Origin of the sequence: Gordonia sp. DT218, from assembly GCF_049847105.1 — a bacterium.
Classification (GTDB): domain Bacteria; phylum Actinomycetota; class Actinomycetes; order Mycobacteriales; family Mycobacteriaceae; genus Gordonia.
Map to the genome: position 1 here is coordinate 482,638 of NZ_JBNCNS010000004.1, position 23,735 is coordinate 506,372.

Annotated in this window: 23 protein-coding genes; 12 read left to right on the plus strand and 11 right to left on the minus strand. The window is 65.0% G+C overall.

Features of this window, described 5'->3' with window-relative positions:
* Nucleotides 1-156 precede the first annotated feature (156 nt).
* Nucleotides 157-1,902, minus strand: a complete 1,746-nt coding sequence (locus tag ACPXCG_RS17560; RefSeq protein ID WP_425793290.1) for a DUF3556 domain-containing protein — start codon at nt 1,900-1,902, stop codon at nt 157-159.
* 253 nt (nt 1,903-2,155) lie between these two features.
* On the opposite strand from ACPXCG_RS17560, the gene ACPXCG_RS17565 reads away from it, so the two are divergent.
* Nucleotides 2,156-2,557, plus strand: coding sequence for a hypothetical protein (locus ACPXCG_RS17565; RefSeq protein WP_425793291.1), 402 nt, complete (start codon nt 2,156-2,158; stop codon nt 2,555-2,557).
* On the opposite strand, the gene ACPXCG_RS17570 is transcribed toward ACPXCG_RS17565, so the two are convergent.
* Together ACPXCG_RS17570 and ACPXCG_RS17575 are read right to left on the minus strand one after the other, a co-directional pair.
* The gene (locus ACPXCG_RS17570; RefSeq protein WP_425793292.1) at nt 2,539-3,240 is read right to left on the minus strand and encodes a GNAT family N-acetyltransferase; all 702 of its coding nucleotides are present in this window, start codon (nt 3,238-3,240) and stop codon (nt 2,539-2,541) included. The genes ACPXCG_RS17565 and ACPXCG_RS17570 overlap by 19 nt on opposite strands.
* A gap of 347 nt (nt 3,241-3,587) precedes the next feature.
* Nucleotides 3,588-4,541, minus strand: coding sequence for an esterase/lipase family protein (locus ACPXCG_RS17575; protein WP_425793293.1), 954 nt, complete (start codon nt 4,539-4,541; stop codon nt 3,588-3,590).
* Nucleotides 4,542-5,533: 992 nt separating this feature from the next.
* Between ACPXCG_RS17575 and ACPXCG_RS17580 the strand changes: the two genes are divergently transcribed.
* The 5 genes from ACPXCG_RS17580 to ACPXCG_RS17600 all read left to right on the plus strand — a co-directional run bounded on the left by ACPXCG_RS17580 (nt 5,534) and on the right by ACPXCG_RS17600 (nt 9,795).
* Nucleotides 5,534-6,466, plus strand: coding sequence for a hypothetical protein (locus ACPXCG_RS17580; RefSeq protein ID WP_425793294.1), 933 nt, complete (start codon nt 5,534-5,536; stop codon nt 6,464-6,466).
* A 105-nt stretch (nt 6,467-6,571) separates the two neighbouring features.
* Nucleotides 6,572-7,054, plus strand: a complete 483-nt coding sequence (locus tag ACPXCG_RS17585) for an enoyl-CoA hydratase (protein ID WP_425793295.1) — start codon at nt 6,572-6,574, stop codon at nt 7,052-7,054.
* Between the two features lie 305 nt (nt 7,055-7,359).
* On the plus strand, nt 7,360-7,845 hold the full coding sequence (locus ACPXCG_RS17590) for an enoyl-CoA hydratase (RefSeq protein WP_425793296.1): 486 nt from the start codon (nt 7,360-7,362) through the stop codon (nt 7,843-7,845).
* Between the two features lie 146 nt (nt 7,846-7,991).
* Nucleotides 7,992-8,534, plus strand: a complete 543-nt coding sequence (locus tag ACPXCG_RS17595; protein WP_425793297.1) for an enoyl-CoA hydratase — start codon at nt 7,992-7,994, stop codon at nt 8,532-8,534.
* Between the two features lie 772 nt (nt 8,535-9,306).
* The gene (locus tag ACPXCG_RS17600; protein WP_425793298.1) at nt 9,307-9,795 is read left to right on the plus strand and encodes an enoyl-CoA hydratase; all 489 of its coding nucleotides are present in this window, start codon (nt 9,307-9,309) and stop codon (nt 9,793-9,795) included.
* A 122-nt stretch (nt 9,796-9,917) separates the two neighbouring features.
* On the opposite strand, the gene ACPXCG_RS17605 is transcribed toward ACPXCG_RS17600, so the two are convergent.
* Together ACPXCG_RS17605 and ACPXCG_RS17610 are read right to left on the minus strand one after the other, a co-directional pair.
* Complete coding sequence (locus ACPXCG_RS17605) at nt 9,918-11,465, minus strand: Na+/H+ antiporter NhaC family protein (RefSeq protein WP_425793299.1); 1,548 nt, start codon at nt 11,463-11,465, stop codon at nt 9,918-9,920.
* A 15-nt stretch (nt 11,466-11,480) separates the two neighbouring features.
* Nucleotides 11,481-12,638: an aminotransferase class V-fold PLP-dependent enzyme gene (locus ACPXCG_RS17610; RefSeq protein WP_425793300.1), complete on the minus strand. Its 1,158-nt coding sequence runs from the start codon at nt 12,636-12,638 to the stop codon at nt 11,481-11,483.
* Nucleotides 12,639-12,732: 94 nt separating this feature from the next.
* On the opposite strand from ACPXCG_RS17610, the gene ACPXCG_RS17615 reads away from it, so the two are divergent.
* Nucleotides 12,733-13,269: a helix-turn-helix domain-containing protein gene (locus tag ACPXCG_RS17615; protein ID WP_425793301.1), complete on the plus strand. Its 537-nt coding sequence runs from the start codon at nt 12,733-12,735 to the stop codon at nt 13,267-13,269.
* 20 nt (nt 13,270-13,289) lie between these two features.
* Here the strand turns inward: ACPXCG_RS17615 and ACPXCG_RS17620 are convergent, their stop codons facing one another.
* From ACPXCG_RS17620 to ACPXCG_RS17630, 3 genes are all read right to left on the minus strand, one after another.
* Nucleotides 13,290-13,607, minus strand: a complete 318-nt coding sequence (locus ACPXCG_RS17620) for a hypothetical protein (protein WP_425793302.1) — start codon at nt 13,605-13,607, stop codon at nt 13,290-13,292.
* A gap of 27 nt (nt 13,608-13,634) precedes the next feature.
* Nucleotides 13,635-14,093, minus strand: coding sequence for a PASTA domain-containing protein (locus ACPXCG_RS17625; protein ID WP_425793304.1), 459 nt, complete (start codon nt 14,091-14,093; stop codon nt 13,635-13,637).
* A 78-nt stretch (nt 14,094-14,171) separates the two neighbouring features.
* Nucleotides 14,172-14,456, minus strand: a complete 285-nt coding sequence (locus ACPXCG_RS17630) for a hypothetical protein (RefSeq protein ID WP_425793305.1) — start codon at nt 14,454-14,456, stop codon at nt 14,172-14,174.
* A 204-nt stretch (nt 14,457-14,660) separates the two neighbouring features.
* Here ACPXCG_RS17630 and ACPXCG_RS17635 point away from each other — a divergent pair, with 204 nt between their 5' ends.
* Nucleotides 14,661-15,959 carry a lipase family protein gene (locus tag ACPXCG_RS17635; RefSeq protein ID WP_425793306.1) on the plus strand — a complete coding sequence of 433 codons (1,299 nt, stop codon included), beginning with the start codon at nt 14,661-14,663 and terminating at the stop codon, nt 15,957-15,959.
* Between the two features lie 21 nt (nt 15,960-15,980).
* Here the strand turns inward: ACPXCG_RS17635 and ACPXCG_RS17640 are convergent, their stop codons facing one another.
* The 3 genes from ACPXCG_RS17640 to ACPXCG_RS17650 are packed head-to-tail and all read right to left on the minus strand — an operon-like array spanning nt 15,981 to nt 19,495.
* A complete protein-coding gene (locus ACPXCG_RS17640; RefSeq protein ID WP_425793307.1) occupies nt 15,981-16,463 on the minus strand; it encodes a hypothetical protein in 483 nt (160 codons plus the stop codon).
* A 29-nt stretch (nt 16,464-16,492) separates the two neighbouring features.
* Nucleotides 16,493-18,112: a long-chain fatty acid--CoA ligase gene (locus tag ACPXCG_RS17645; RefSeq protein WP_425793308.1), complete on the minus strand. Its 1,620-nt coding sequence runs from the start codon at nt 18,110-18,112 to the stop codon at nt 16,493-16,495.
* Nucleotides 18,113-18,169: 57 nt separating this feature from the next.
* Complete coding sequence (locus ACPXCG_RS17650) at nt 18,170-19,495, minus strand: PucR family transcriptional regulator (protein WP_425793309.1); 1,326 nt, start codon at nt 19,493-19,495, stop codon at nt 18,170-18,172.
* Between the two features lie 204 nt (nt 19,496-19,699).
* Between ACPXCG_RS17650 and ACPXCG_RS17655 the strand changes: the two genes are divergently transcribed.
* From ACPXCG_RS17655 to ACPXCG_RS17670, 4 genes are read left to right on the plus strand one after another with little or no spacing between them, the layout of a single operon-like run.
* Entirely contained in the window at nt 19,700-21,088 is a 1,389-nt protein-coding gene (locus ACPXCG_RS17655; RefSeq protein WP_425793310.1) for an MFS transporter, read from the plus strand.
* A 48-nt stretch (nt 21,089-21,136) separates the two neighbouring features.
* Complete coding sequence (locus ACPXCG_RS17660; protein ID WP_425793311.1) at nt 21,137-23,032, plus strand: alkyl/aryl-sulfatase; 1,896 nt, start codon at nt 21,137-21,139, stop codon at nt 23,030-23,032.
* Nucleotides 23,029-23,427, plus strand: coding sequence for a YidH family protein (locus tag ACPXCG_RS17665; protein ID WP_425793312.1), 399 nt, complete (start codon nt 23,029-23,031; stop codon nt 23,425-23,427). Before ACPXCG_RS17660 ends, ACPXCG_RS17665 begins: the two co-directional genes overlap by 4 nt.
* Nucleotides 23,424-23,732 (plus strand): DUF202 domain-containing protein, encoded by a 309-nt coding sequence (locus ACPXCG_RS17670; RefSeq protein WP_425793313.1) that lies wholly within the window; start codon nt 23,424-23,426, stop codon nt 23,730-23,732. The genes ACPXCG_RS17665 and ACPXCG_RS17670 overlap by 4 nt, the downstream gene beginning before the upstream one ends.
* Nucleotides 23,733-23,735: the final 3 nt, after the last annotated feature.

Genomic DNA, 23,735 nt, shown 5'->3' on the forward strand with positions numbered 1-23,735 from the left:
ATCGTCGCCGACGTGTGCGCAAGTTCGATCAGCGCACCCGCCGCTGGAACTGGGTCTGGCAGTGACCTGACCGGACGCGCGTCCCGCCCGGTGGCCCCGTTGCCGACTGTGTCGCAACGGGGCTGCATTCTGTTCGGGTCACGCAGTCAGGGCGGTCTATCCCGCCGACTCCCGACTCTCCGCTTGCCATGTCACCGTCACCGGAATCTGATCGTCCCAGGGCTGCCGGGTGACGAGGTCGGACACCTTCACGAATCCCCGCTCGAACTCGCCGACTGCCGGGTCGACGAGCCGGTACTCCTGCGTCTGCCGGTGGATCGGCTGCGCGTCGAGGATCACGATCCGCACCTCACCCGGCTCGAACCGGCAGTGCCGCTGCAACGACGCGATCAGTTGCTCGTTGCACATGTGGCCGTCACCGAAGTTCCAGCCCATCGCCGTGCTGGTGATCCGCTCACCGTCCGTCAGCACGAAGCCTGACTCTTCACAGCCGGCCATCGCCCGATGCGCGAGCGTGAACAACGCCCGACCGTGACTGTTGAACGAGCGGAACGCATATCCCATGTAGAGCGGGATCTGCGCTGCTTCCGCGCTGCCGTAGAAACGCTCGAGTTGTGCGGCCGGCATCGACGCGATCGCGACGATGCCGCTCTCGATCTTCGCGGATGCTGCGGGCGTGAGGCACCAGAGGCTGGTGTCCCAGTTCCCGGCGTAGTACCGCATACCCGGCAGGAATGAGACCTTGCGCGGCACCAGGTTTCCGATGATCACGGTGCCCGCCGACACGAGGAACAGCAGGATCGGCCAGACGGACTGGAGGTCGGTGAGACCGATGTCGGAGTGCCCGACGAACAGCGCCACCACACCGAACATCATGAAGACGTTCCACTCCAGCGGCACACCCATCGGGATCGACGACAGGATGCCGAAATGGAAGATCAACATGATGATCGCCGCGACCGCAGTCAGCCAGCCGCCGCCCGAGAAGAACAGGACAATCGGGACGAGACCTTCGACGGCGGTGGAGAAGTGGGCGATCCACCGCGACCGCCGTCCGGGCCGCAGGTCCTCGGGGAAATCCTCGAAGAACTTTCGTTTGATCTTCGGTGACCGCCAGATCGGATTGTTCGACATCATCGTCGAGATCACGAACGGGAAGTGCTTGTTGAGCTTCGACGTTGCCGCGCCCATCCAGATGACGAGGAAGATGAGCTTGGCGCCGAGGATCATGTCGACGCCGGCGAACAGGAACGTGACGGTCAACGCGCCGTACACCTCTCCGCGAGCGGCCAGGAAGATCGTCTTGTCGCGCAGACCTGCCGCCGCGAGCAGTACGACGATGGTCCAGATCTCCCAGTCGGGCAAGACGCCGACGGTGGTGTCGAGTTCCGGGATCGCACCCGTACCCGAGCTGAACAGCGCGACCACCAGCGTCACCAGCAGCGCCGCGTACAGCAGCACGTCGATCGGTTGCCGCGAGTCCCCCTTGGTCAGCGGAATGCGATTCGGCCATGGTGGCTGACGAATAGTCTTGGGCCGCAACCAATACAGTATCGAGCCCATCGGCGGGAAGAATCGGTTGTTCAGCGGTCCGAATCCGCAGCCGAGGCCGACGACCTCGAACAGCATCGTGTAGAGCACGACCTTCTGGAAGACGATCGGCTCGTTGTACCAACTCGTCACATCGAAGAAGCCGTCGATGCCGGGCGTGGTGATGACCACCGCCCATGCGATCAGGATGTAGAGCGCGATCTTCACGACGTAGAACAGGTGCAACGCGACCGGCGTCCCGAAACCCACCTCGGCCCAGTGCCGGGCCATGGGCTTGATCTTCTCGGCCCGCGTGCCCTGACTCCAGGTCGGGAAGTCGATCTCGGGAGTGGTCTGCTTCAGGAATCCCATCGCTATCGCCCTCGTCACCTGTGCGTTTTGTCGCCGTGGCCGGGCTGGCCGGCATGTCGTGTGTCGAGGAGGGAGCCTAACAAACCAAGCAAGTGCTTGGTAGCGGTTCGGCGATTGCTGCCGGCGGGTTGCGAGCGAAGCCCTCCTCTCGTCGGGACGTCTGCCTACGCTGAGACCGCCACACGTCAGCTTCACGTTCGTCGTCGAGGGCGAACGCGTGAAGGGGATGACCAATCCGGGAGTGAGAATCCAGATGACCACCGACGACGACCTACCGCCACGTAACGGTCTGGGCGACAAGGACAGTCGAGAGCGGGTCCTGGTCATCATCCTCGCGTTGGCCGGTGTGATGTCGACGCTCGCGCTGTCAGTGCTGCCGGTACTCGCCGACGTGTCGCACAGTCCAGGGTTCAGCGCGCTGATCGGATCGGTGAACACCGCCGGATATCTCGTGATCATCCTGGTCGCCGCGCGCTCTCCGCTGAGCTGGGTGCTGGTCCGCCGGCTGGCGCTGGTGATGGTCGGGATCGCGGTGGTCGCCGGGGTCACGGCCGCGACGATCCTCGACGAGAACGCCGGGCCGGGATTTCTGCTCGCGATGTCGGCCTTGATGGCGGCGGTGATCGCGGCGCTCAGCTACTTGCGAATCTCCTGAGGCGCCGTGAAGGACTGGAACATCACCTCTCGACGCAGGGCGAAGCCGAGCGTCTCGTAGAGGCGGATGGCGGTGGTGTTGGACGCCGAGGCGTGCAGGAACGGCACCTCGCCGCGCAGCCGGATGCCATGCGCGAGTGCGCGAATCAGTCGGCTACCCAGCCCCTGGCCCTGATTGTCGGGATCGGTACAGACAGCGCTGATCTCGGTCCAGCCCGGCAGGTGCAGGCGCTCACCGCCCATGGCCACGAGGCGCCCACCGCGGCGGATACCCAGGTAAGTGCCGAGTTCGATGGTCCGCGGCCGGAACGGGCCCGGCTCCGTACGGCGCACCAGATCGAGCATCTCGGGCACATCGTCGGCGGTGAGCTCGACCGCCTCGTCATAGGGCGCCGACGCGACGGCGTCGTCGACCATCTGTACGCCCTTCATCCGCATCTGCAGTCCCCAGTCGGCGGGTGGCGTCACGTCGACGACCGGAAGGAATATCGAGGTGCCGGCCCCGACGAGCATGGCGGCGTCGGCCCAGTCGGCGGCGGTCGGGTCGTCGGGGAGTGCGGCCATCGGGCAGACATCCGGCTGATAGCGCACCGCGTTGCCGTGACGCTCAGCGAAAGGTGCGTGGGGCCCGGCCAAGGCGGCCAGTGCCGGGTTGTCGAGTGGGCTGGAGGTACTGCTTTCCACGGCTCGACGATACCCGGTGTCGTAATTGGGCGACTTGCGGACCCTGGGTTGAGGTTCGCAGATTCCTCTCAGGCGCAGATGATTTCGGCCCAAGGTCGGCGGGGCAGTGTCGACGGTGAACGAGCGATCCGGCGCAGACGTCCGGACCTCACAGACCGAGAGGGTGACGATGCCGGATCCGAGCTGACGTTGGACAGACCGCGACCCACCGCGGCCGGCGTGTGTGCTTTGACGGCCCACATGCTCGTGACGGTGAGTCGGGGTGTGCCAACGAACCGACCGGCACGATGCCGTGCCGTGTGACCCCGTCGTAGACGATTCTGTCGCGGCGGGGTCGCAGTGTGTGGTCACCGACCGGGCGTGCTGCCCACGCTCGGCAACACCGGCTCGCAGGGCACTCGCTGCGGGTGTTCCGGATCCAGGGCGTTGCGAACCATCACCGTGGTGCGGTGTGAGCCGGCGATCGCTTGATGCTCCGAATAGTCCTGGGCGCACGAGTCCTGGACGACGATGTTGGTGACCTGCTGACCGGGCTTCCCGGGCACCAGTCCGCTGGTATAGGGCACGGCCATCTCGTCGTAGCGGGTCGCGATGTTCGTATATGCAACGTCCCGCACGTATGGGGTACCGCCGGCGTTGAGCTTCTTGATGAACGCCGATCCGGTTGTGGGTTCTCGGCAGAGCGCGCAGTTCCCGCTGCGGGTCAGCGGGCTGGCGTCGAGGATCTCCTGAGGAATGGCGACGCCCTGGTAGATGCCGGCGATCGAGACCGATTTGTCGACGACGGTGTGCCCACCGCCGTAGCGGATGAAGTACCCGGTGACCAGACTGCCGAGCGAGTGGGACACGAGATCGACCTTGGACGCGTGCGTTGTGGCGAGGACTTTGCGGACAAAAGCCGACAACTCAGGCACACCGACCGCCTCGATCGATGACAGCCCTGCGATACCGCTGAACGGTTTCGGCACACCGGCCTGCACGCCCCAGTTGAGGGCAAACGTGCAGTAGCCCGCGTTGTGCAGGACCGGCCCGTAGACGCCCCAGTCGAGCTGTCGATTGGCGAACCCGCCATGCACCAGCACGACCGGATTCGGGTGGCGAGCACTGGGTTTGCACGACCAGTCGTTGGTTCCCGGTGGATCGCCGTCGGGATCGGCGAGCTGGTTGAATGTGCCCGCAAAGTAGTTGTTCGGGACGGGCAGTTGTGCACCTGCCGGGCCGAGGGATGGGACGGCTGTTGCCGGACCCGTCGCCAAGACCAGAGCGAGAGCTGTCAACCAAATCGATACGAGCGCGCGCATCGGCGGACCATAGCGCATGGGGCACACAGCTGTTGTCAGTTTGCGGTCGGTCGGTCGGAGAACCGACTGAGAGTCAATCGTCTGGGGGACAGGATCTGCGAGGCTGCGCACTTTTCTGTGCTCCCGCGACAGTGCCCAGCCTTTCGGTAGCAGTTGTTCGATTGGACTTGGTGCTGATTCTGCAGCGCCAATCACCCGGGAATGAGAGCACCCGCCAATTCACCGGTGGCCGTCAGATTGACCTTCCCCGCCCGGAGGTAGAGACCAATCTTTCGCACGAGGTGCGGGAGCACTGAACTCGGATGGCTACTTCGATGGATGGTTGTGCACGCATACCGTGCCGTGACCCGCCCGGCGGTCGAGATCTGTAGTCCGATCAAATGAATTCCTGCGGTCTTCATCGCTTGCGTCTCCAGGTCGGCGCGTATCGGCACGTCAAGATCGGTGCTGACGGCCTACCCCGCGCGGTCGAGAACAGATTCGCTGGGTAATATGCCACCGAGCATTGTCGGGGTGGAGTTGTGATGCTGTTTCGGGGGGAAAGCCGTGATCCACGGCGAGCTACCCGGCCACGTGAGGTCGGGCGGCAGCGACGAGCGATCAGCACTGCAAGCGGGCGAACCAGCACCGCATCTTCCCGCCCCGGCCGTCGGTACGGAGGGGACTTTCACATGATGGCTTACGCATCTGAGCGCCGGTCGCGGCATCGTCATGATCCGGAGGGTCGTCGTTCGCCGTTGTTGTTGTCGGTGACCTCGGCGGCGTTGGCGGCGTCGATTGCGGCGGGTGTGGGTGCGGGTTTGGCTCAGGCGGCTCCCGAGCAGGGCGGCACGAGCCCGAGCGACACGGCACCGCAGCAGGGTGGCACGACACCTGATGCGCCGGCACCGGAGCAGGGTGGGACGACGCCGACTCCTCAGGTGGCGCCTGCCTATAACCCGGGTCCGGGGTCGATTCCGGGTCCGCCGCAGGAGGCGCCGTATCAGTCGTATGTGGCGCCGGATTCGGGTACGAGTTATGAGAATGCGTATACGCCGTTGCCTTCGCAGCCGTTGCGGGTGCCGCGTGCGGTGAAGCCGGTGCGGCCGATTGCGCCGCCGCCGAAGAAGATTCGTGTCGGCAACTTTGTGACCGATATTCCGAAGGGGATGTCGCAGCGCGACGTGAATTCAGTCAATGAGTGGTCGGCTTACGGTGAGGCCAAGATCGCCCAAGGTTTAATCTCGGTGGGGGTGCCTGAAGATGAGGCGACCCGGCAAGCGGCTTCGACGATCATCGGCGTGATGACCGGGGGTACCGCGGGTGCGGTGACGTTGGGTATTCCGGCGGCGGTGATGGGTGCGGCCGGGGGTGCGGTCGTCGGCGCAGGTGTGGGTGCGGTAACGGGATATGTGCTATCTAGCGGTACGGGTGTGCTTGTGCCGCAAGGAGCCCTTATCGGCGCTGGCGTTGGAGCGGCTGCCGGTGCTGTTGGCCTTGGTGCTGCGGGTGCGGCGCTAGGTGCAGCAATCGGAGGAACCGCCGGAGGCGCACTCGCTTACGCCCTCGGCGCCGGAGATCCTGGCGCGCACCCGAAGGAACCGTGGAAGCAGGGCAAGCCCCAGGCGCCTAAGGCCAAGCCGCTTCCGAACCCCGGTGCGAACCAGTTCGAGTACAAGCTCTCCGCCTCAGATGCGAAGAAGTCGGGATTGCCGGCCGTCAACTACGTCGTCAATCACCGCGGTGACGTCAACGTCGAGGTCGGGAACTGGAAGGCGAACTGGAGCGTCGACCAAGCGCTCGCGCCGTACGGGTTCATGGGTGGCGGAGCGAAGCAGGGCGAAGAGTCGGCCCGCGACATGACCAAACAACGCAGTGGCCAGATCGAATCCACGGTTCCCGGTGGTGAGGTGACCTGGCCGCAGGAGACCGCGACTGTCGGGTGACGGACAATGGCGGGTCCGTCTGGCAATAACACGGTGGTGGGTCCTTGAAACGCGGTTCGCGCCCGGGCATCGCGATGATTGCATGACAACTAGGAGGGGTACGAGATGCACAGGATTGCCTCGATACTGGCAGTGGTGGTGGCGGCCGCCGTCATGGCATGTGTTGGTGCGGGTAGCGCCACTTCGCAGCCGCAGTTACCGAAGTTCTCGACCACGGGCGACAACTTCGGCACGTTCGGCGATCATGACTTCTGCCGCGGCACGGTCAATCTCGGCCTCACGGCTCCGAAGGGCAAGCACGGCGTCGTCCGCGTCACCCTGACGTCGTTCGGATTTGTGGGCAACGGACGGGGTTGGGCCCGACGCCCTGTCTGCCGGGTGTTGATGGTGGCAACCCAGACCAGTGGGAACAGTGTGCTGAAGCAGACTCCCATGCCGGCGGCCTTCGGTCCGCGTCGCGGGGATAGAGTAACGCGGGACATCGTCACGGGGCCTGGAGTCGCGCTGATCTCCGTGATCCCGTACACGACCAAGCTTCCTCGGATCAGCCAAGGGAATGGGGCAGGGGCCTACGTTCTTGTTCCGTGATCGCGGATGACTTCGCGAACCACTCCGGCAGCGCCAAGTCACAACCCGGGTCGCACGGGATGTGCCTGGCGACAATGAAGTTGGCAACTGGAAGGCTAACTGGAGCGTCGACCAAGCGCTGGCGCCGTACGGGCTGATGGGTGGAGGAGCGAAGCAGTGCGAGAAGTGTGCGCGCGACATGACCAAGGAACAGAGTGGCCAACTCAAGGCCGCCGTCCCGGGCGGCGAAGTCATCTGGCCGCAAGAGTGAGCGCTCACGGCATGAACACAGATTCGTCGGGTTACAGCAATGGAGACCTCAGTTGTTGAGCAGCAAGCTCAGGGCCTCGATGATGATCGCGACGGTTTCGGTACTGACCTTCGTCGGCGCTGGTATCGGAACAGCAGCACCATTGCAGTCGACGACCTTGGGGAGCGACAACTTCGGTACCTTCGGTGATCACGACTACTGCCATGGTGTGATGAACGCCCGTCTCAGTCCGCCCAAGGGGAAGCGCGGCGTTGTTCGCGTAAACCTGACCTCGTTCGGATTCACTGGCTCGGGTGCCGGTTGGCAGCGCAATCCGCATTGTCGTGTGGTGATGGGCACGAGTCATATCAGCTCAATCGCGTGGAATCAGGAACACTTCCTTCCCGCCACCTTTGGGTCGCGTAAGGGCGAGCAGGTATCCCGAGATATCTACACAGGGTCCGGATTGATCCAGTTCGGCGTCGTTCCTTATTCGAAGGATCTTCCAGTGCGAGTCCGGCAGGATATGGAGTCGGCTTCTTTGTGGTGGTTCCGTGAGTAGGAACGGACCGTTGGTCGCCGTCGCATAAGCCTGACCGAAAGGACGACATGTTCCGTCGCTCGATGGGGTTGGTGTGCGTAGGAGTAGCTGTCATCGTGTCGCGACTTTGTCCACCTGTATAGTGCGCATGTGCAACGGCTGCGTTCGTGCAGACCGATGCCGGTACGGGGATTCACGCAGTTTCGTTGGGGAGGGACCAGATGCGGAGGCTTTGCGCACTGCTGCTCGTAGCGGCGATCGTTTCGCTGTCGTGGCTTGGCACGGGAACTGCCTCGGCTGAACCGCAATTACCGAAGATCGTGCTTTCCACGCTCAATTTCGGAACCTTTGGCGACCACGACTACTGCCACGGTGCTCTGAACGTGGGGGCAGTGGCGCCCAGGGGGAAGAGCGGTGTCGTTCGGGTCACCGTCACCTCTTTCGGATTCACCGGAAACGGCCCGGGCTGGAAGCGAAATCCCAAGTGCCGCTTTCTTCTGTACATGAGTCAGATCAGCGGTTCGGCTATCGCGGGCAAGGAGTTCTTCTATCCGGTCGGGTTCGGACCGCGGCCAGGAGAGAAGGTGGTTCGAGAGATTCGCGCCGGGCCCGGCCCAGTATCGATGAGTGTTGCGACGTACGCCCTCGACAAACCGGTTCGAGTGCCGCAGACCTACGGTGGTTCGGGATTTCTCACTGTCGTTCCGTGACGTCCATGTTTCGAAATCTGTGAGACCGGAAGCAGATTGACCCATTAGAAGTATGGGCGACTCGAAAAGGTTTGGCGCGAACCGATTGCTGCGGCCACGTCTTCGTCATGGCATGCGTTGGTGCGGGTAGCGCCACTTCGTAGCTGCAGTTACCGAAGTTCTCGACCACGGGCGACAACTTCGGCACGTTCGGCGATCACGACTTCTGTCGCGGCACGGTCAATCTCGGACTCACGCTCCGAAGGGCAAGCACGGCGTCGTCCGCGTAACCCCTGACGGCGTTCGGATTTGTGGGTAACGTGTTGGGCTGGCACCCTGTCTGCCGGGTGCTGATGGTGGCAACCCAGAACAGTGTGGACAGTGTGTTGAGACAGACTCCCATGAGCCAGGGAAGAATGGGGCAGGGGCATACGTGCTGGTTCCGTGATCGCGGACGACTTCACCCGCCGTTCCTGCAGCGTGTTTTGACTATGCGACAAGGCATCAGCAGATAGCATTCGATCCTGTTACACGCTCTGTCAGGGATGCGGGCTCAACGCCTCGAAGCTCTGTGGCACAGCTGCCGTGTCTCCTCTCGCGGAAACCTGGTCGTACCGACTCGCTCAATGCTGGCGGGATGCGACGCGCGGGGCGAGGACGAGACAGTTCGCCAACTCGTGGCCCGGGTAATCGAAGTGTCTTGGAGTGTCATTCAGGCAGGGGACAGGAGGGTAGTCCGTTGCAGATGAAGTAGGTTGGACCCGTCGTTGGCAAGCGGTCTGGGGGGATTTCGATGGGTCTGCGGAAAATCTGTGTGTTGTTGTCGGTCATGCTGGTGGGTGCACTCTCATGGCTCGGCGTGGGCACGGCTGCTGCGGACAGGCCGCTTCCCAAGGTGTCGCAATACAGCGACAACATTGGCACGTTCGGTGACCATGATTTCTGTCATGGCGCCTTCAACGTGGGCTTGTCGACCCCGACAGGAAAGCGCGGAATCGTCAGGGTGACTCTCACTTCGTTCGGCTTCACGGGCAATGCTCCGGGGTGGAAGCGCAACCCGAAATGCCGCTTTCTTGTCAACCTCAATCACACCGGGTCAGCAGTGTTCAGCAAGGACATGTTTGTGCCTGTGGCATTCGGTCCGCGTCCCGGACAGAAAGTACAACGCGACCTCCGCACTGGATCAGGCGTGGCGTGGATTGCTGTCGCTACGTACGCGGCGAACAATCCGGTACGTGCGTTGCAATCTTATGGTTCCGCCTTCTACACCGTTGTCCCATGATGCGGTGACGTTGTCCAAGACCCGGTGTCATATACATCCGGCCAGTAGACGTACACGGATTCCATGTCCGCCACTGCCTGTGACCGCACGGCCGGCACGTAGAGCATGTACATGCTCACCGGTCACGAGTGTTGGGATGCAACCTCCGGAGGGACGAACTCCGCGGTTCGTTCCGCACCATTCTCGGCGTTCGACGACGGAGTCGGAACTTCAACTGCATCGAGGTCCCTCGCGCCTACCTCGGCCTCTTCACGCACCGCCACCCCATCCGCGCCTTCGAACCGACGTCCCCAACCGGTGGCGATCGATATCGCCATGACAACCGTCAGGACGAGCGGATAGAACGTGACGGTGAACATGGCCAACGCCGACACCTGGTTCGCGCCTTCGGTCAGCAGGCTCGCGATCAGCAGGAAGGAACTGACCACCGGCACAACCGATCCCAGTCCGAGGACGTTGCAGTCCATGATGTTGGCGCGACGATACGGATGGAGGCGGGCCCGCGAGCCGATGCGGTCGACGAGTGGTCCGTAGAACATCATGGTTGGGCCGTTGACGCCGGCGAACAGCCCGCCGGAGACGATGGCGCCGACGGCGATCGCGGTCTCGGTGCCACGCGCAGTGTTCGTGAGGCGTGAGCCGGTGATCGCATCGACGATGGCGTCGAAGACACCGGAGCCCTCGAGCACGCCGATGATGGCGAACACGATGATGCCGAGGCCGATGAGCGGCAGCACGTCGGTGATGCCGTCGACGAGGAAGCCGGTGGCGGCGTCGTCCTTCGACGAGATGATGTCGGCAGGCGAGATGAGCCCCGATGCCAGACCGATGACCGTGCCGACGACCAGGCCGCAGGTGGTCGCCAGGAACAGATCTCGCTTCCAGAAGGCCACGCCGAGAAGGGCAACCACGGCGATGAGCATCAGCAGCGGCTTCGGCCCCACATCGGTGGGCGCGGCGGAGGCGCCCGAGTCCGTGGTGAGCATCAGTCCGACGACGACGTACAGCACGAGCGTGATGCCCGCGGTGGGCAGCGAATAGCGAGTGCGAGAACGCACGACGCCTGCGATGTCGGCGACACCCTCCTTGCGGCGGAAGCGCTGCGTCGCCGACGACACCACGGTCGAATCGGAGATGGGCGCCAGGTTGTCACCGAACAAGGCGCCGGAGAGGATCGCTCCGGCCAGCAGGAGCGGATGGGCTCCCAGCACCACGCCGGCCGGGAAGATGACCGGGAACGCGGTGAACAGTGTCCCGATGGACGTTCCCGTCGACATCGCCATCACACCGGCGATCACAAACGCGATGGCCGGGAACAGTGCCGGTGACACGCCGGCTTCCTGTGCCGCCCAGATCAATCCGTTCGCGGCGCCGGACGAGCTGAGGAGCATCGAGAAGAGACTGACCGCCAGCAGGATCATCAGCAGTGTGCTCGCCGTGGGGGAGGAGAGGCCACGCAGGGCGGCATTCCAATAGCTCGAATAATTGCGCGCCAGCAAGGCGCCCAGGAGCAGACCGACCAGTCCGGATGCGGTCAGCGCCGTCATGTCGAAGACGTTGAACGCGATGAAGTACGAGATGACGCCGACGAGGAAGATCACCGGTGCCACAAATGCGACGTACATGCCGCCGCGGAACTCGAGACGGTCGTCGGTTGGGGTGGTTTCCATGGGGGACTCCCGATTTCAGCGGCGGCGGTAGGCCGCGAGCGCTTGGACGATACTGTCGACGTCGTTGTCGGTGCTGTAGTAGTGGAACGAGATCCGCAGGCGCCGGCCGCGTGGCGCGGTACTGATGCGATGTTCGGCGAGCAGCCACGCCGCGAGGGCGTCGGGATCGTCGTCGATGATCGCAACCTGCGGGCCCGCGAACGTCGGATCTTCGGGTCGATCGACCTGCTCACCGAGATCGCGGAGTTCTGCGGCGGTGCGCTCGGCCAACCGTTGCACGTGAGCCCAGCCCACCTGGGCGTCGACGGTGTCGAGGGCGTCGAGACCACCGAGCGCCGCGTACACCGACGGCACACCGGGTGTTCCGGTCTCGAATTTCGCAGCAGTGGAAGGTGTTTCGAGGTAGGCGGGATCGAAATTGAATGGGTTGCTCCGACCGAACCATCCGGTCAGCGCCGGGTTGTCGAGCTCTTCGGGATGACGAACGTAGAGGAAGGCCAGTCCGGGAAGCCCGAGCATGTACTTGAGCACACCGGTGACGAGGAAGTCGCAGCCCAGCTCGTCGACGGTGTAGGGCACCACACCGCTGCCCTGGTAGGCGTCGACGAACATCAGCGCGCCTGCCGCGTGCGCGGCGTCGGCGATGGCGCGCACCGGTGGGCGCGTGCCGTTGACGTAGGAGACCAACGGTGCCGACACGACGCCGACGGTGTCGTCGATCTGCGATGACCACGCTGAGGCAGACAGAAAGTCGTCCGACGGCACCGACCGGATCGGGGTGCCATCGGCGGAGGCGCGCCACACGTGGCCGACCGACGGGAACTCGTGGTCACTGCTCAGCAGCGCCCTGCGGCCACGCGTAGCAATGGTGGTGCGGACCTGGAAGGCGGCGATCGAGGCGTTCGGTGCGATGGCGACCTGCTCCGGCGATGCCCCGATCCGGGCTGCGAACCGCGCGCGAAGGGTCTCGACGAGCTCCATCCAGCGTCCCCACGGGGCCGGGTCGGCGATCAGATCGTCCTGCATGGCCTGCAGTCGACGCTGCAGATCGACCGACAACGCGCCCTGGCTGCAACTGGCGAGGTGGACGGTGTCGCCGAGGTGAGGGAACCGGCTGCGGAAGTCGGCGAGCTGGTCGGTTGCTGGTGTGGTGGCCTCCTGGACTGATGTCATTGGCCAATGGTGCGGCACGGTATTAACCCTGTCAATAGACGTATTAATCAGAGTCGGTGCGTGGGGCGGCCCTGTCACCTGCCATGATGCACATGTGCTGGGTACGACGATTCGCGAGGTGCGCAAGACGCGTGGGCTGACGATGGTGCAGCTGGCCGAGTCGGCCGGTGTCTCGCAGGGCCTGATCAGCCAGGTGGAGAACGGTCGGGCCGATCCCAGCCTGGAGACGTTGCGTCGAATCGCGGAGGCGCTCGGGGTGCCCCTGTTCGACCTGTTCCAGGATGGTGCGCCGAGTCCGGTGAACGTGCTGCGTGCCGGCAACCGTGCCTCGGTCACCACGCCGACGGGTTCGCTGACCTACGAGAAGCTCTCCCCGCCGAGCGCGACGCTCGAGGTGCTGCGTGGTCGGCTGGAGCCCAACGACGTGTCCAGTCGAGAACCGCACGCACACCCGGCAAGCGAGTGTGTGGTCGTCGAGAGCGGTTCGATGGTGGTCGAGGTCGCGGGGGAGCGGATCGAACTAGAGGCAGGCGACAGCGCGACCTACGATTCGCGGCTGCCGCATCGGTATCTGAACGAATCCGATGAGCGGACAGTGTTTCTCGTGTTGGCGTCGCCGCCAAGTTTCTGAGCCGACGATCACGGTGTGGGTCACCGACACGTTCGCTCGGCCGAGCGGGGCAACGATCCCAGACCGGCGACTCGCCGCCATCGGCGCGATTGGATGGCCCACCGCACGACTGCAATGATCAACGCGACCGTGGGTATCCAGAGGTAGCAGAAGCCGATAAAGATGAGCAGCCCCCAGAGGAAGCCGCCGAAGAAGGCATCTCGGTACTCGGTGGCAGAGTTTGGTTCGCCGTCAGTGGCGACCGCGATTTCGAGCGCGACAACGGTTCCGACGATGGCAATCAGTGCGCTGACGGGGATTGCGCACAGGAGTGAACGCAGCCAGAGCCGGAACAGCATGGATAGCACGGTAGACGTCGACCACCGCTAGCAGGAATCCGACTCACCGATCTTGACCGCCGACAACACAGCGTCACCCTCACCGATCGGCGTTCCCGGATCGGGTGTTTGAGCGACCACAATCCAATTCCGGTCCAGGATCTGGGATCGCCCCCGGCCCGTCGCATCGGTGCTCCGAGAGAAGAAGACCCCGGCGTCCTGGATCTTGTTCTGCGCGTCCTGCAGATTCATGCACACCACGTCGGGCATGATCGCCGGTTCTTCGGGAGGGGCCGTGGTGGCGGTCGCCTGCGTCATCGGTGGCGGCGCCTCGGTCGTCGGGGGCTCGGTAGTCGATGCCTCCGTCTCGGTGGCCACCGCCGCGGTCGCTGCCTCGGTCACGGTGGTGGTCGTCGCCGAGTCTCCACTGCCGCCACATCCAGCGATCACGAGAGTGATCAGCAGGATTCCTGCCGCTGCACCAGCGGCCTTCCGGACGTGCGTCATGCGCTCTCCTCGGTCGACGAGCATCTCTGTGTGTCTCTGTATCGACCGAGGGTGTGATCCGCGTTACGCCCGGGCCGATCAGAGCCCCAGATCCCCTTCGAACCGCCTGAGGTAGCTGTCGGGGTCACGGTTGTAGGCCGTGTTCTCCCGCTCGCAGCGTTCGAGCAGTGCGGTACGTTGCGCCCGCTCGACAGCCCGGCGGGCGTCGTGAGCCTTGATCATCTTCGACGTGACGAACACCAGCAGCCCGATGGCTGCGGCCGCGGCAAAGATGTACCAGAACTTCACGACCACGGCGATGAGGATGAGCACCACGATCACCAGGGCACCCGCGCCTTTGTTGCCACCATCTGACTTGGCCATCTCGTCGCTCCCTCACGATCGTCGTGTTGGGGACATCGTCGCAGGACATACCGACAGTTACAGCAGGTCGCAGCGTCGTCAGGTGACCCGACGGAATGGTCACCAACCCGAGAGTGTTGGAATGCCATGTAAGCGTTTGCTTAGGTATCGGCTCGGGCAAGTCCGTCCGACGACGACCACCCAGGCTTGGAACAGGGGGCGGCCATGGCCACACACGTTGATCACATATCGAGAGGCGATGCTGCCGTTCCGTTGGTGCTCCCCACGCAAGACTCCTTCTACGACGAGCCCGCCGACCTCCGCGCCATGCGGCCGGGCGAGATCATCCGGTCACGGCAGGTCGAGCTCAAGGACTATTGGGCGTCGCATCACCGCAGCCAGGCGTGGCAGTTGCTGTACCGGTCGACCGATCTGTACGGCGCTGCGGGTGTCGCGGCCACTACCGTCGTCATGCCACGCAAGCGTGCGCGCGACGGCCAGTTCCAACTTCTGTCGTTCCAGTGCGCGATCGACGCGGTCACCTCGCAGTGCTTCCCGTCGTATGCGCTGCGCAAGGGCGCTTCAGCCGCGAAAGCGATTGCGCCGTTCGAGTTCTTGGTGATCCGCCGTGCGCTGGCCAAGGGCTGGGCGGTGTCGATTCCCGACCACGAGGGCATGGTCGGCGCGTGGGGTGCCCCGCGTGAGCCCGGCTATCGCACTCTCGACGGCATCCGTGCGGCGTTGTCGTTCGACGACTTCGAATTTCGTTCTGACACACCGGTCGGCCTGTGGGGCTATTCGGGCGGCGGCATGGCGACGTCGTGGGCCGCGGAGATGGCGCCTCAGTACGCGCCGGAGCTGAACCTCATCGGCGCGGTTCTCGGCTCCCCGGTGGGGGACATGGCATCTGCACTGATGCGCCTGAACGGCGGCTTCCACACCGGGTTGCCGGTGATGGCCATCGAGGGACTGCGACGCGTCTACCCGCAGCTCGACCGCGTGATCGTCGACCACGCCACCGAAAGTGGGCGTCGGCATCTCGCGGAAATCGCCGAGATGCCCACCGTGGAAGCGTTGCGGCGCTTCAAGAATCACGACATCGACAGCTTCCTCGACATCCCGCTGGCCGACGTGCTCGCCCGCCCCGAGATCGTCGAGATGATGAACGACCTGCAACTCGGTACGCACGCCCCGACGATTCCGCTGCTGGTGGTGCAGGCGGTGCACGACGAGGTGATCAGCGTCGACGACATCGACGGCCAGGTCGAGCGCTACCGCGAGCAGGGTGTGTCGGTGACCTTTGTGCGCGATCAGCTCAGCGAGCACTACTCGTTGCTGCCGCTGTCGGGTCCGTTGGCGGTGTCCTGGTTGGCGAATCGGCTCGACGGCCGTCCGGGACAGGACAAGACGGTGACGGCGGTGGCCGGTCAGCGGGCGCCGCGTTGGGCGAAGCTCCTCGGTGGGGGACGTGCACGGCCGGATCGTGAGAACACCGTGACCGACGATGAGCGACCGGCCGCCTGACCGAGCGCCGAGAGCGTAGCCTCAGGCCGAGTCCTCCGTGTGCAGAACATGATCGGTGCGATGCATACGGCCGGTCGTGTATCCGATGGCCATAAGCCCGGCCACCACACACAGCACGATTGTGACCCACCCCGGCCACTCGAGCGCCTCGACGAGCTCGAAGGCCTCTTTGATGCCGATCAGGGCGGCACCGGCCCCGACGATGAACCAGCCCGTGGCTTTGTTCGCATACGACACGAACTGCTCCCGCTGTTCCAGCGTCAGGGCCGCCGTCACCTGTTGTCGCCACTCCTCCTGCGCGCGATGAATGAGCACATAAGCCACCGGCGGCAATAGCCACCACCACGGGGACACCCGCTCCTGATGTGGAATCGCCAGTGATTGCTCTCGGATCGTTCCGCGGTCGATCTTCTCCTCGCTCAACTCGAGCGCCCCCTGATACATCGGGCCGGCCACGAGCAACCATGCCCCGACGTACCCGCAGATTGCGACGAACAACTCCATCAGCGCGCCTTTCGGATGGTGCTCTAGCCTCAGACCCGCGTGACGTCGAGGTCCCCCTCCTGGTACTGCGACCGCAGACGCTTCTTGTCGAACTTGCCGACACTGGTCTTCGGCACCTCGTTGATCACGGTCCAGTTCTCCGGGAGCTGCCACTTGGCGACCTTGTCGGACAAGAACTCCCGCAGAGTGTCGGCGGTGGCGTCGGAGCCCTCGCGCAGGACCACCGCGACCAGTGGTCGCTCGTCCCACTTCTGATCCGGCACGCCGATCACCGCGGCCTCGATGACGTCCGGGTGCCCCATGACGGCGTTCTCCAGATCCACCGACGAGATCCATTCGCCACCGGATTTGATGATGTCCTTGGTGCGGTCGGTGAGGGTTAGATACCCGTCGGGAGTGATGGATCCGACGTCGCCGGTGCGCAGCCAGCCGTCCTGGAACTTGTCCGGCGCGTCGACACCGTAATAGGAGGCGGCGATCCACGGTCCGCGAACCTCGAGCTCGCCGATGCTCTCGCCGTCGTTGGGCACCACCTGGCCGTCGTCGTCGACGAGCCTGGCCCGCACCGACGCCGGGAATCGGCCCTGGGTGTAGCGGTAGCGCCACCGCTCCTCACCCTCGGTATCGGCAGGCGGACGTGCCACCGAGCCGAGCGGCGACGTCTCCGTCATTCCCCACGCGTGCAAGACCTGGACGCCGTGATCCTTGTCGAAGGTGTGCATCAGCGACGGCGGCACCGCGGACCCGCCGATGAGGACGTCGTGCATGAACGAGATGTCCTGCGGGTGCTGCTCCAGATATTGATGCAGCCCTTGCCAGATGGTCGGCACCGCGGCGGAGAAGTTGGGTCGTTCCGCTTCGATCAGTGCGGCCAGGGGTTCGGGCTGGAGGAACCGATCGGGCATGATCAGTGATGCGCCGATCATGAACGCCGCGTACGGAAGTCCCCATGACATCGCGTGGAACTGCGGAACCACCGCCAGCGCACGATCGCCCTGCTTGAGTGCCGGCCCATCGGTCATGCACACCTGCATCGAGTGCATGTAGATCGAACGGTGGGAGTAGACAACGCCTTTCGGGTCGCCGGTGGTGCCGGACGTGTAACACATTGCCGCGGCCGACCGTTCGTCGACATCGGGCCAGTCGAACTCTTCTGGCTGGTCGGCGAGCAGCGCGTCGTACGAATGCACCTGCATGCCGTCGGGGGCGTCGATCCCGTCCGTGTCGCCGGTGACGATCAGGTGCTTCACCGTCGTCAGTTGTGGGAGCTGCGGCGTCAATAACGGGACGAGAGTGGCGTCGACGATGATGACATGGTCCTCGCCGTGGTTGGCCACAAACACCAGCTGCTCAGGGAAGAGCCGAATGTTGAGGGTGTGCAGCACCGCGCCCATCGACGGGATGGCGAGATACGCCTCGAGGTGCTCGGCGTTGTTCCACATGAACGTGCCGACCCGCTCGTCACCGGTCACACCCAGCCCGCGCAACGCGTGCGCGAGCTGCGCGCACCGCCGCCCGACCTCGGCGTAGCTGCGGCGTCGTGCACCGGCGTCGGTCCAGGTCACCACCTCTGCGGTGCCGTGGAAGGTGCTGCCGTGGTGCAACAGCTGGGCGATCGACAGGGGGGCGTCTTGCATGGTGCTCAGCACTGATTCACTCCTTGGTCGTAAATGCGGTCGGGGGGTCACGGTGATGCGTCACCACCGTCACGCCGGTCGCGTCCGGTCTCCATCATCGTCGGAAATGCCGGATTGGTTGGCCGGTTTTCGGGACTTACCCGTGAACCCGCCCGACACCTCGTCGCGGGGCGTGCTCGCAGCCACGGTCAGTGCCGCACCGAAGGCCATCACCCCCACGAAGCCGCTGGGATCGATTCCGCTCAGCGAGGCCACCCGGTGCAGGCGGTTGTTGATCGTATTCGGGTGCACACCAAGCGCTCTCGCGGTGCGCCCGCGATCCATGTCGCAGCGCAGGTATTCCTGCAGAAAGGCGATCAGTTCCGGGAACGGCTCGATGGGCGCCAGCACCGCGCCGACATGGTCGGCGGCCGGGCCCGGCCGGGTCAGCTGAAAGTCCAGCGCCACATCGGCCAGCCGGTACACGCTGCGCTCGCTGCGGTGTCCCGCCGACAGGCGCAGCACCTCGGCCGCCAACGTCCCCGCCGACGGCACGTCGGCGATCGCCACCGTCTCCACCAGACCCGCCCGCACCGCAACGCCCACCGATGACCGGATGCGTTCGACCAGCTCGGCGGCAGCCGCCAGCGTCGACGCGGTGGCGTGCGGGTCCGCCGGCAGGAGCAGATGACCGCCCGCCGGGCCCAGCGTCGTCAGGATCGACGTGGCGCGCCGGAACTCGGGCAACGACAGCATCGAGCGCATCTTGCGCCGCCCGGCCACCAGCCGGCCGGTCGCGTCGTCGACCAGCTCGTCCGTCGTCGGCGCGATCGCCAGCGCGAGCACGTGGTACTCGGCGGCCAGTTCGATCCGGAAGCGATCGGCATACGGCCGGGCTTCCTGACCGTCGAGAATCATTCGCGCCACCAGGTGCCCGGCGCTGCTCTTCTCGCTGTCGAGGATCATCTGCTCCTGCTCGTAGGCGTCGACGAGCGTCGCCGAGAAGGTGCCGAACAGCGAGATCAGTGCGGTGCCCAGGTAGGCGACCTCCGCGCCCTCCTCCGGACGGGCCAGGGCGGCCGCCTCGGTCCAGAAGCGCTGGAAGCCCGCTTGCCAATTGCGGATCACCACCGACAGCGGCACCCCTTCGTCGGCGCGCTGCACCGCGATCTCACGGGCGGGGCGCAGTTCGTGGGCGCTGGGTGCCACATTGTCGCCGAGCGCTCGGAACACCGTCGACAGCGTCCGGCGGGTCACCCACGGCAATTCGGTCAGCCGGATCTCCGACGGCAACGCCCGCAGCGCGTCGGAGCTGTCGAGCGCGGACTCCTTGATCATGTCGTTGGCGCGCAGCTGCAGCCGATGCAGGAGCGCACTCGTCCCCGGGGGCGGCGAGGACGATGTCAGAGCGGCCATACCTGCCTCCAAGATTGTGCGATCGCACATCACATCGGTAGGTCACCTGTGATTATCGGATATTGCGATGGTCAAGGGCCCACCATAGCGTGGTGACACAGCAGCGAATGTGACGGGCACCACCTCGTCGTCGCTTATCCGGTCCTGTCTCAGGCACCGACCGAGCTCTCTGCCCGCGACCACGAGGAACTCGAAGGAATCACGATGGATCAATCGGCCACCCGGCAGCGCAGCGCGCCGGATCTCCCGCCTGCCGTCACGGAGCCGGGCGGGTGGGGCCGCGCCGGCCGTCCGGCCCGGTCCGGTGCGGCGACGGTCGGCGGCACCCGTGCCTGGGTCATCACCGCGATGTTGATGGTGCTGATGATGATCAACTTCGCCGACAAGGCGGTGATGGGGCTGGCCGCGACCAGCATCCGGGCGGAGTTCGGGCTCACCGCCGCGCAATACGGCACCATCTCGAGTGCGTTCTTCCTGCTGTTCAGCATCTCGGCGCTGGTCGTCGGCCACCTTGCCGACCGGTTCAGCACCCGCAAGGTGCTGCTCGTGCTGGCGCTGATCTGGTCGGTCGCGATGCTGCCGGTCATCGGTCCGGCGGGATTCACGGTGATCCTGATGTCGCGCGTCGTTCTCGGCGCCGCCGAAGGACCGGCGTTCGGCGTGGCACAGCACGCCGTTTTCAAGTGGTTCACCGATGCCGATCGCGGGATGCCGACGGCGTTGGTGAGTACCGCGACGTCGATCGGTGTGATCATCGGTGCGCCCGTGCTGTCGTGGATGATCTCCGCGCACGGCTGGCGGTCGGCGTTTGTGCTCGTGGCCGTCATCGGTGCGGCGTGGTGCGTGGTGTGGTTGTTCGTGGGACGCGACGGCCCGGTCGATGTACAGGCCACGGCGTCGACCGCCGACGCCGTGCGCCCTATCGATCAGGTGCGGGTGCCGCTGCGCAAGATTTTGTCGTCGCGCACCTGGCTCGGTGCCGCCCTGAGTGCCTTTGCTGCGTACTGGTCGCTCGCGCTGCTCATCTCCTGGGTGCCGGCGTTCTTGACCGACGACCTGGGCTACAGCAAGTCCGCGGCCGGAACGCTCACGGCGTTGCCGTGGCTGGTCGGGATGATCGCCTTGCTCGCCCAGGGATTCGCCACCCAGCGCATGATGCGTAACGGCCGTTCGAGCAGCGCTGCGCGAGGCATCATGCCGGGCGTCATCGTGGTAGTAGGCGGCGTCTGCATCCTGGCGTTCGGCTATGTGCACGCGAATGCCCTGATATTGCTGTTCATGGCGCTCGGACTGGGATTGTCCGGTGTGGCGCTCGCCGCCGGCGCCACCGCGTGCAGTGAGATCTCGCCGGTCGGTCAGCGCGGCGTCGTGCTCGGGGCGTTCGTCGGGCTGTACTCGCTGGCCGGCGTGATCGCCCCCTTCGTCGCCGGTGTCCTCATCGATCACGCGGGCGTCGATCCGCACTCCGGCTACACCGTGGTGTTCGCACTCACCGGCGTCATCGTGGTGGTCGGCGGGGTACTGGCCATCGCCCTCATCCGTCCCGAACGCGACACCGCCCGACTCATCGCGGCCGGCTCCCCCATCTCCTGACCGCGGCATCTGCCCGTAACTGTTGTCTCTTCTCGAAACGGAGTTCTCTTGTCCAGCAACACCCAGACCGCCACCTCGCACACCGCCGCCGCGAACAGGGCGGTGCTCGATCAGCTGCCCTTCGACGACCGCCGGGCGTTCGACGACGCACACCGCGGTTTCATCGCCACCCTGGATCCGATGGTGATCACCGACGACACCGGTCGCGTGGTGTGGGATCTGGAACGCTTCACCTTCTTGCAGGGCGATGCGCCGGCCACGGTCAACCCCAGTCTGTGGCGGATGTCCCAGCTGCACACCGCGCACGGCCTGTTCCAGGTGGCCGATCGCATCTTCCAGGTCCGCGGATTCGACATCTCCAACATGACCGTCATCGAGGGCGACACCGGCTACGTCATCGTCGACCCGCTCACCTCGGTCGAATGTGCCCGGGCGGCCATGGATCTGGTGCGTGAACACCTGGGCGAGAAGCCGATCCGCGCGATCATCTACACGCACAGCCACGCCGATCACTTCGGCGGGGTCAAGGGCATCGTGTCCGACGACGACGTGGCCGGCGGCGCGGTGCGGATTGTCGCGCCGCTCGGCTTCCTGGAGCACGCGGTGAGTGAGAACGTGTACGCCGGCAACGCCATGACGCGCCGCGCCCAGTACATGTACGGGCAGAACCTGCGGGTCGACGCGGCCGGGGTGATCTCGACGGGTCTGGGGATCGCATTGTCGAAGGGTCAGATGAGTCTGCTCGAACCGACCGACGTGATCTCGGGGACCAGCCAGGAACTGGTGCTCGACGGTGTGCGGTTCGAGTTCCAGTACACCCCGGATTCCGAGGCGCCGGCCGAGATGCACTTCTACCTGCCCGACATGCGGGCATTGTGTATGGCCGAGAACGTGTCTCATCACATGCACAATCTGTACACGCCGCGTGGCGCGCAGATCCGGGACGCGGTGGGTTGGAGTCGCTACATCGATGAGGCGTTGCGGCGCTACGGCGCGGTGACCGACGTGATGTTCATCTGTCATCAGTGGCCGGTGTGGGGAACCCGGTCGGTGTGCGAGTTCCTGGCCGAGCAGCGTGACCTCTACCGCTACATCCACGACGAGACGCTGCGCCTGGCCGCGCACGGGTACACGATGATCGAGATCGCGGAGATGGTGGAACTGCCCGAGGGGCTGGCCACCTCGTGGATAGCGCGCGGCTATTACGGGTCGCTCAACCACAACGTGAAGGCCGTCTACCAGAAGTATCTCGGGTTCTTCGACGGCAACCCGGCGCACCTGCATCCGCATCCGCCCGTCGAGGCCGGACAACGGTATGTGGAGTTCATGGGCGGAGCCGACGCCGTGTTGAACAAGGCGCGCAAGTCCTTTGACGACGGCGACTACCGGTGGGTGGCCGAGGTGGTCAATCATGTGGTGTTCGCCGAGCCGAACAACCAGGCCGCGCGCGAGCTGCAGGCCGATGCGCTCGAACAGCTCGGCTATCAGAGTGAATCGGCGCCGTGGCGCAACTTCTACCTGACCGGTGCCCAGGATCTCCGGGAGGGGGCGCGCAGCGACGAGGCGGCTTTGGGTGCGGGCGAAGTGATCGCCGCGATGACCGTCGACATGCTGTTCGACTATCTGGCCATCCGGCTCAACGGTCCCAAGGCCGGTGGGCAGAGCTTCGCGATGCAGGTGCAGCTCACCGACACCGGGGAGTCCCGACGCGTGGAGCTCGTGCACGGCGTATTGAACTGCACGCCTGCGCAACCCGACGATCCTGCGGATACCACGATGCGGCTGCCCAAGGCGGCATTGACCGGGTTGGCGTTGGGTGCAGTGACACTGGCCGACGCGGTGGCCGCCGGCCAGGTGGAGATCTCCGGTGACGAGGAACCGGCGTATCTGCTGTTTGCGCTGCTCGATACGTTCGCCCGCACGTTCAACATCGTCACCCCGTGAGCCAGCAGTCGACGTCGCAGGTCTCGGAGGCTGAGGCGCAGGAAGCGGGGGTGCAGGAGTCGGGGGTGCAGGACACCGAACCCGACTACCGGTTCACGCTGGCCAACGAGCGCACCTTCCTTGCCTGGATTCGTACAGCGCTGGCCTTGCTGGCCGCCGGGGTCGCCGCCGACGAACTGATCGGTGGCGGCGCCGGAAACATCGACCATTCGGTGCTGGCGGTGACCTGCGTGGTGGTGGCGACCCTGTTGTCGCTGGGCGCGTTTCATCGGTGGCGCCGGGTGCAGTCCGCGATGCGGCGCAGCGATCCATTGCCCCCGGCGTCGATCGTGCGGATAACGGTCGGCGGGGTGTGCGCCATCGCGCTGGTCTGTGTGGTGGTCGTGATCCTGTGACGGCGACCGAGCGTGATCCCGGACTGCAGCCGGAGCGAACGCTGTTGGCCTGGCGTCGAACAACTCTGACCGCAGTCGGTGTGTTTCTGCTGTGTTGTCGTGCGCTGGCGGTCGGTCACACGGTGGCGCATGTGGTGGCCGTTGCGCTCAGTGGCGCGCTGGTGTGCTCGCTGTGCGTCGGCATGCGGCAGCGCGCCCGCCGCTACCAGGAGAATCCGCGGTGTGCCGAGCATGCATCGACGGTGTTGCTGTGCGTGATCGCGGTGGGGATCGGTTGCGTGGGTGTGGCGTCGGCTCTCGGGTAGCGC

What these genes read in the sequence shown, in the direction of transcription:
- ACPXCG_RS17625 (WP_425793304.1), bottom strand. Translation starts at nt 14,093, where the DNA reads ATGACGCACGTCCGGAAGGCCGCTGGTGCAGCGGCAGGAATCCTGCTG.
- ACPXCG_RS17575 (WP_425793293.1), bottom strand. Translation starts at nt 4,541, where the DNA reads ATGCGCGCGCTCGTATCGATTTGGTTGACAGCTCTCGCTCTGGTCTTG.
- ACPXCG_RS17620 (WP_425793302.1), bottom strand. Translation starts at nt 13,607, where the DNA reads ATGCTGTTCCGGCTCTGGCTGCGTTCACTCCTGTGCGCAATCCCCGTC.
- ACPXCG_RS17605 (WP_425793299.1), bottom strand. Translation starts at nt 11,465, where the DNA reads ATGGAAACCACCCCAACCGACGACCGTCTCGAGTTCCGCGGCGGCATG.
- ACPXCG_RS17585 (WP_425793295.1), top strand. Translation starts at nt 6,572, where the DNA reads ATGCACAGGATTGCCTCGATACTGGCAGTGGTGGTGGCGGCCGCCGTC.
- ACPXCG_RS17655 (WP_425793310.1), top strand. Translation starts at nt 19,700, where the DNA reads ATGGATCAATCGGCCACCCGGCAGCGCAGCGCGCCGGATCTCCCGCCT.
- ACPXCG_RS17650 (WP_425793309.1), bottom strand. Translation starts at nt 19,495, where the DNA reads ATGGCCGCTCTGACATCGTCCTCGCCGCCCCCGGGGACGAGTGCGCTC.
- ACPXCG_RS17640 (WP_425793307.1), bottom strand. Translation starts at nt 16,463, where the DNA reads ATGGAGTTGTTCGTCGCAATCTGCGGGTACGTCGGGGCATGGTTGCTC.
- ACPXCG_RS17610 (WP_425793300.1), bottom strand. Translation starts at nt 12,638, where the DNA reads ATGACATCAGTCCAGGAGGCCACCACACCAGCAACCGACCAGCTCGCC.
- ACPXCG_RS17565 (WP_425793291.1), top strand. Translation starts at nt 2,156, where the DNA reads ATGACCACCGACGACGACCTACCGCCACGTAACGGTCTGGGCGACAAG.
- ACPXCG_RS17630 (WP_425793305.1), bottom strand. Translation starts at nt 14,456, where the DNA reads ATGGCCAAGTCAGATGGTGGCAACAAAGGCGCGGGTGCCCTGGTGATC.
- ACPXCG_RS17635 (WP_425793306.1), top strand. Translation starts at nt 14,661, where the DNA reads ATGGCCACACACGTTGATCACATATCGAGAGGCGATGCTGCCGTTCCG.
- ACPXCG_RS17560 (WP_425793290.1), bottom strand. Translation starts at nt 1,902, where the DNA reads ATGGGATTCCTGAAGCAGACCACTCCCGAGATCGACTTCCCGACCTGG.
- ACPXCG_RS17600 (WP_425793298.1), top strand. Translation starts at nt 9,307, where the DNA reads ATGGGTCTGCGGAAAATCTGTGTGTTGTTGTCGGTCATGCTGGTGGGT.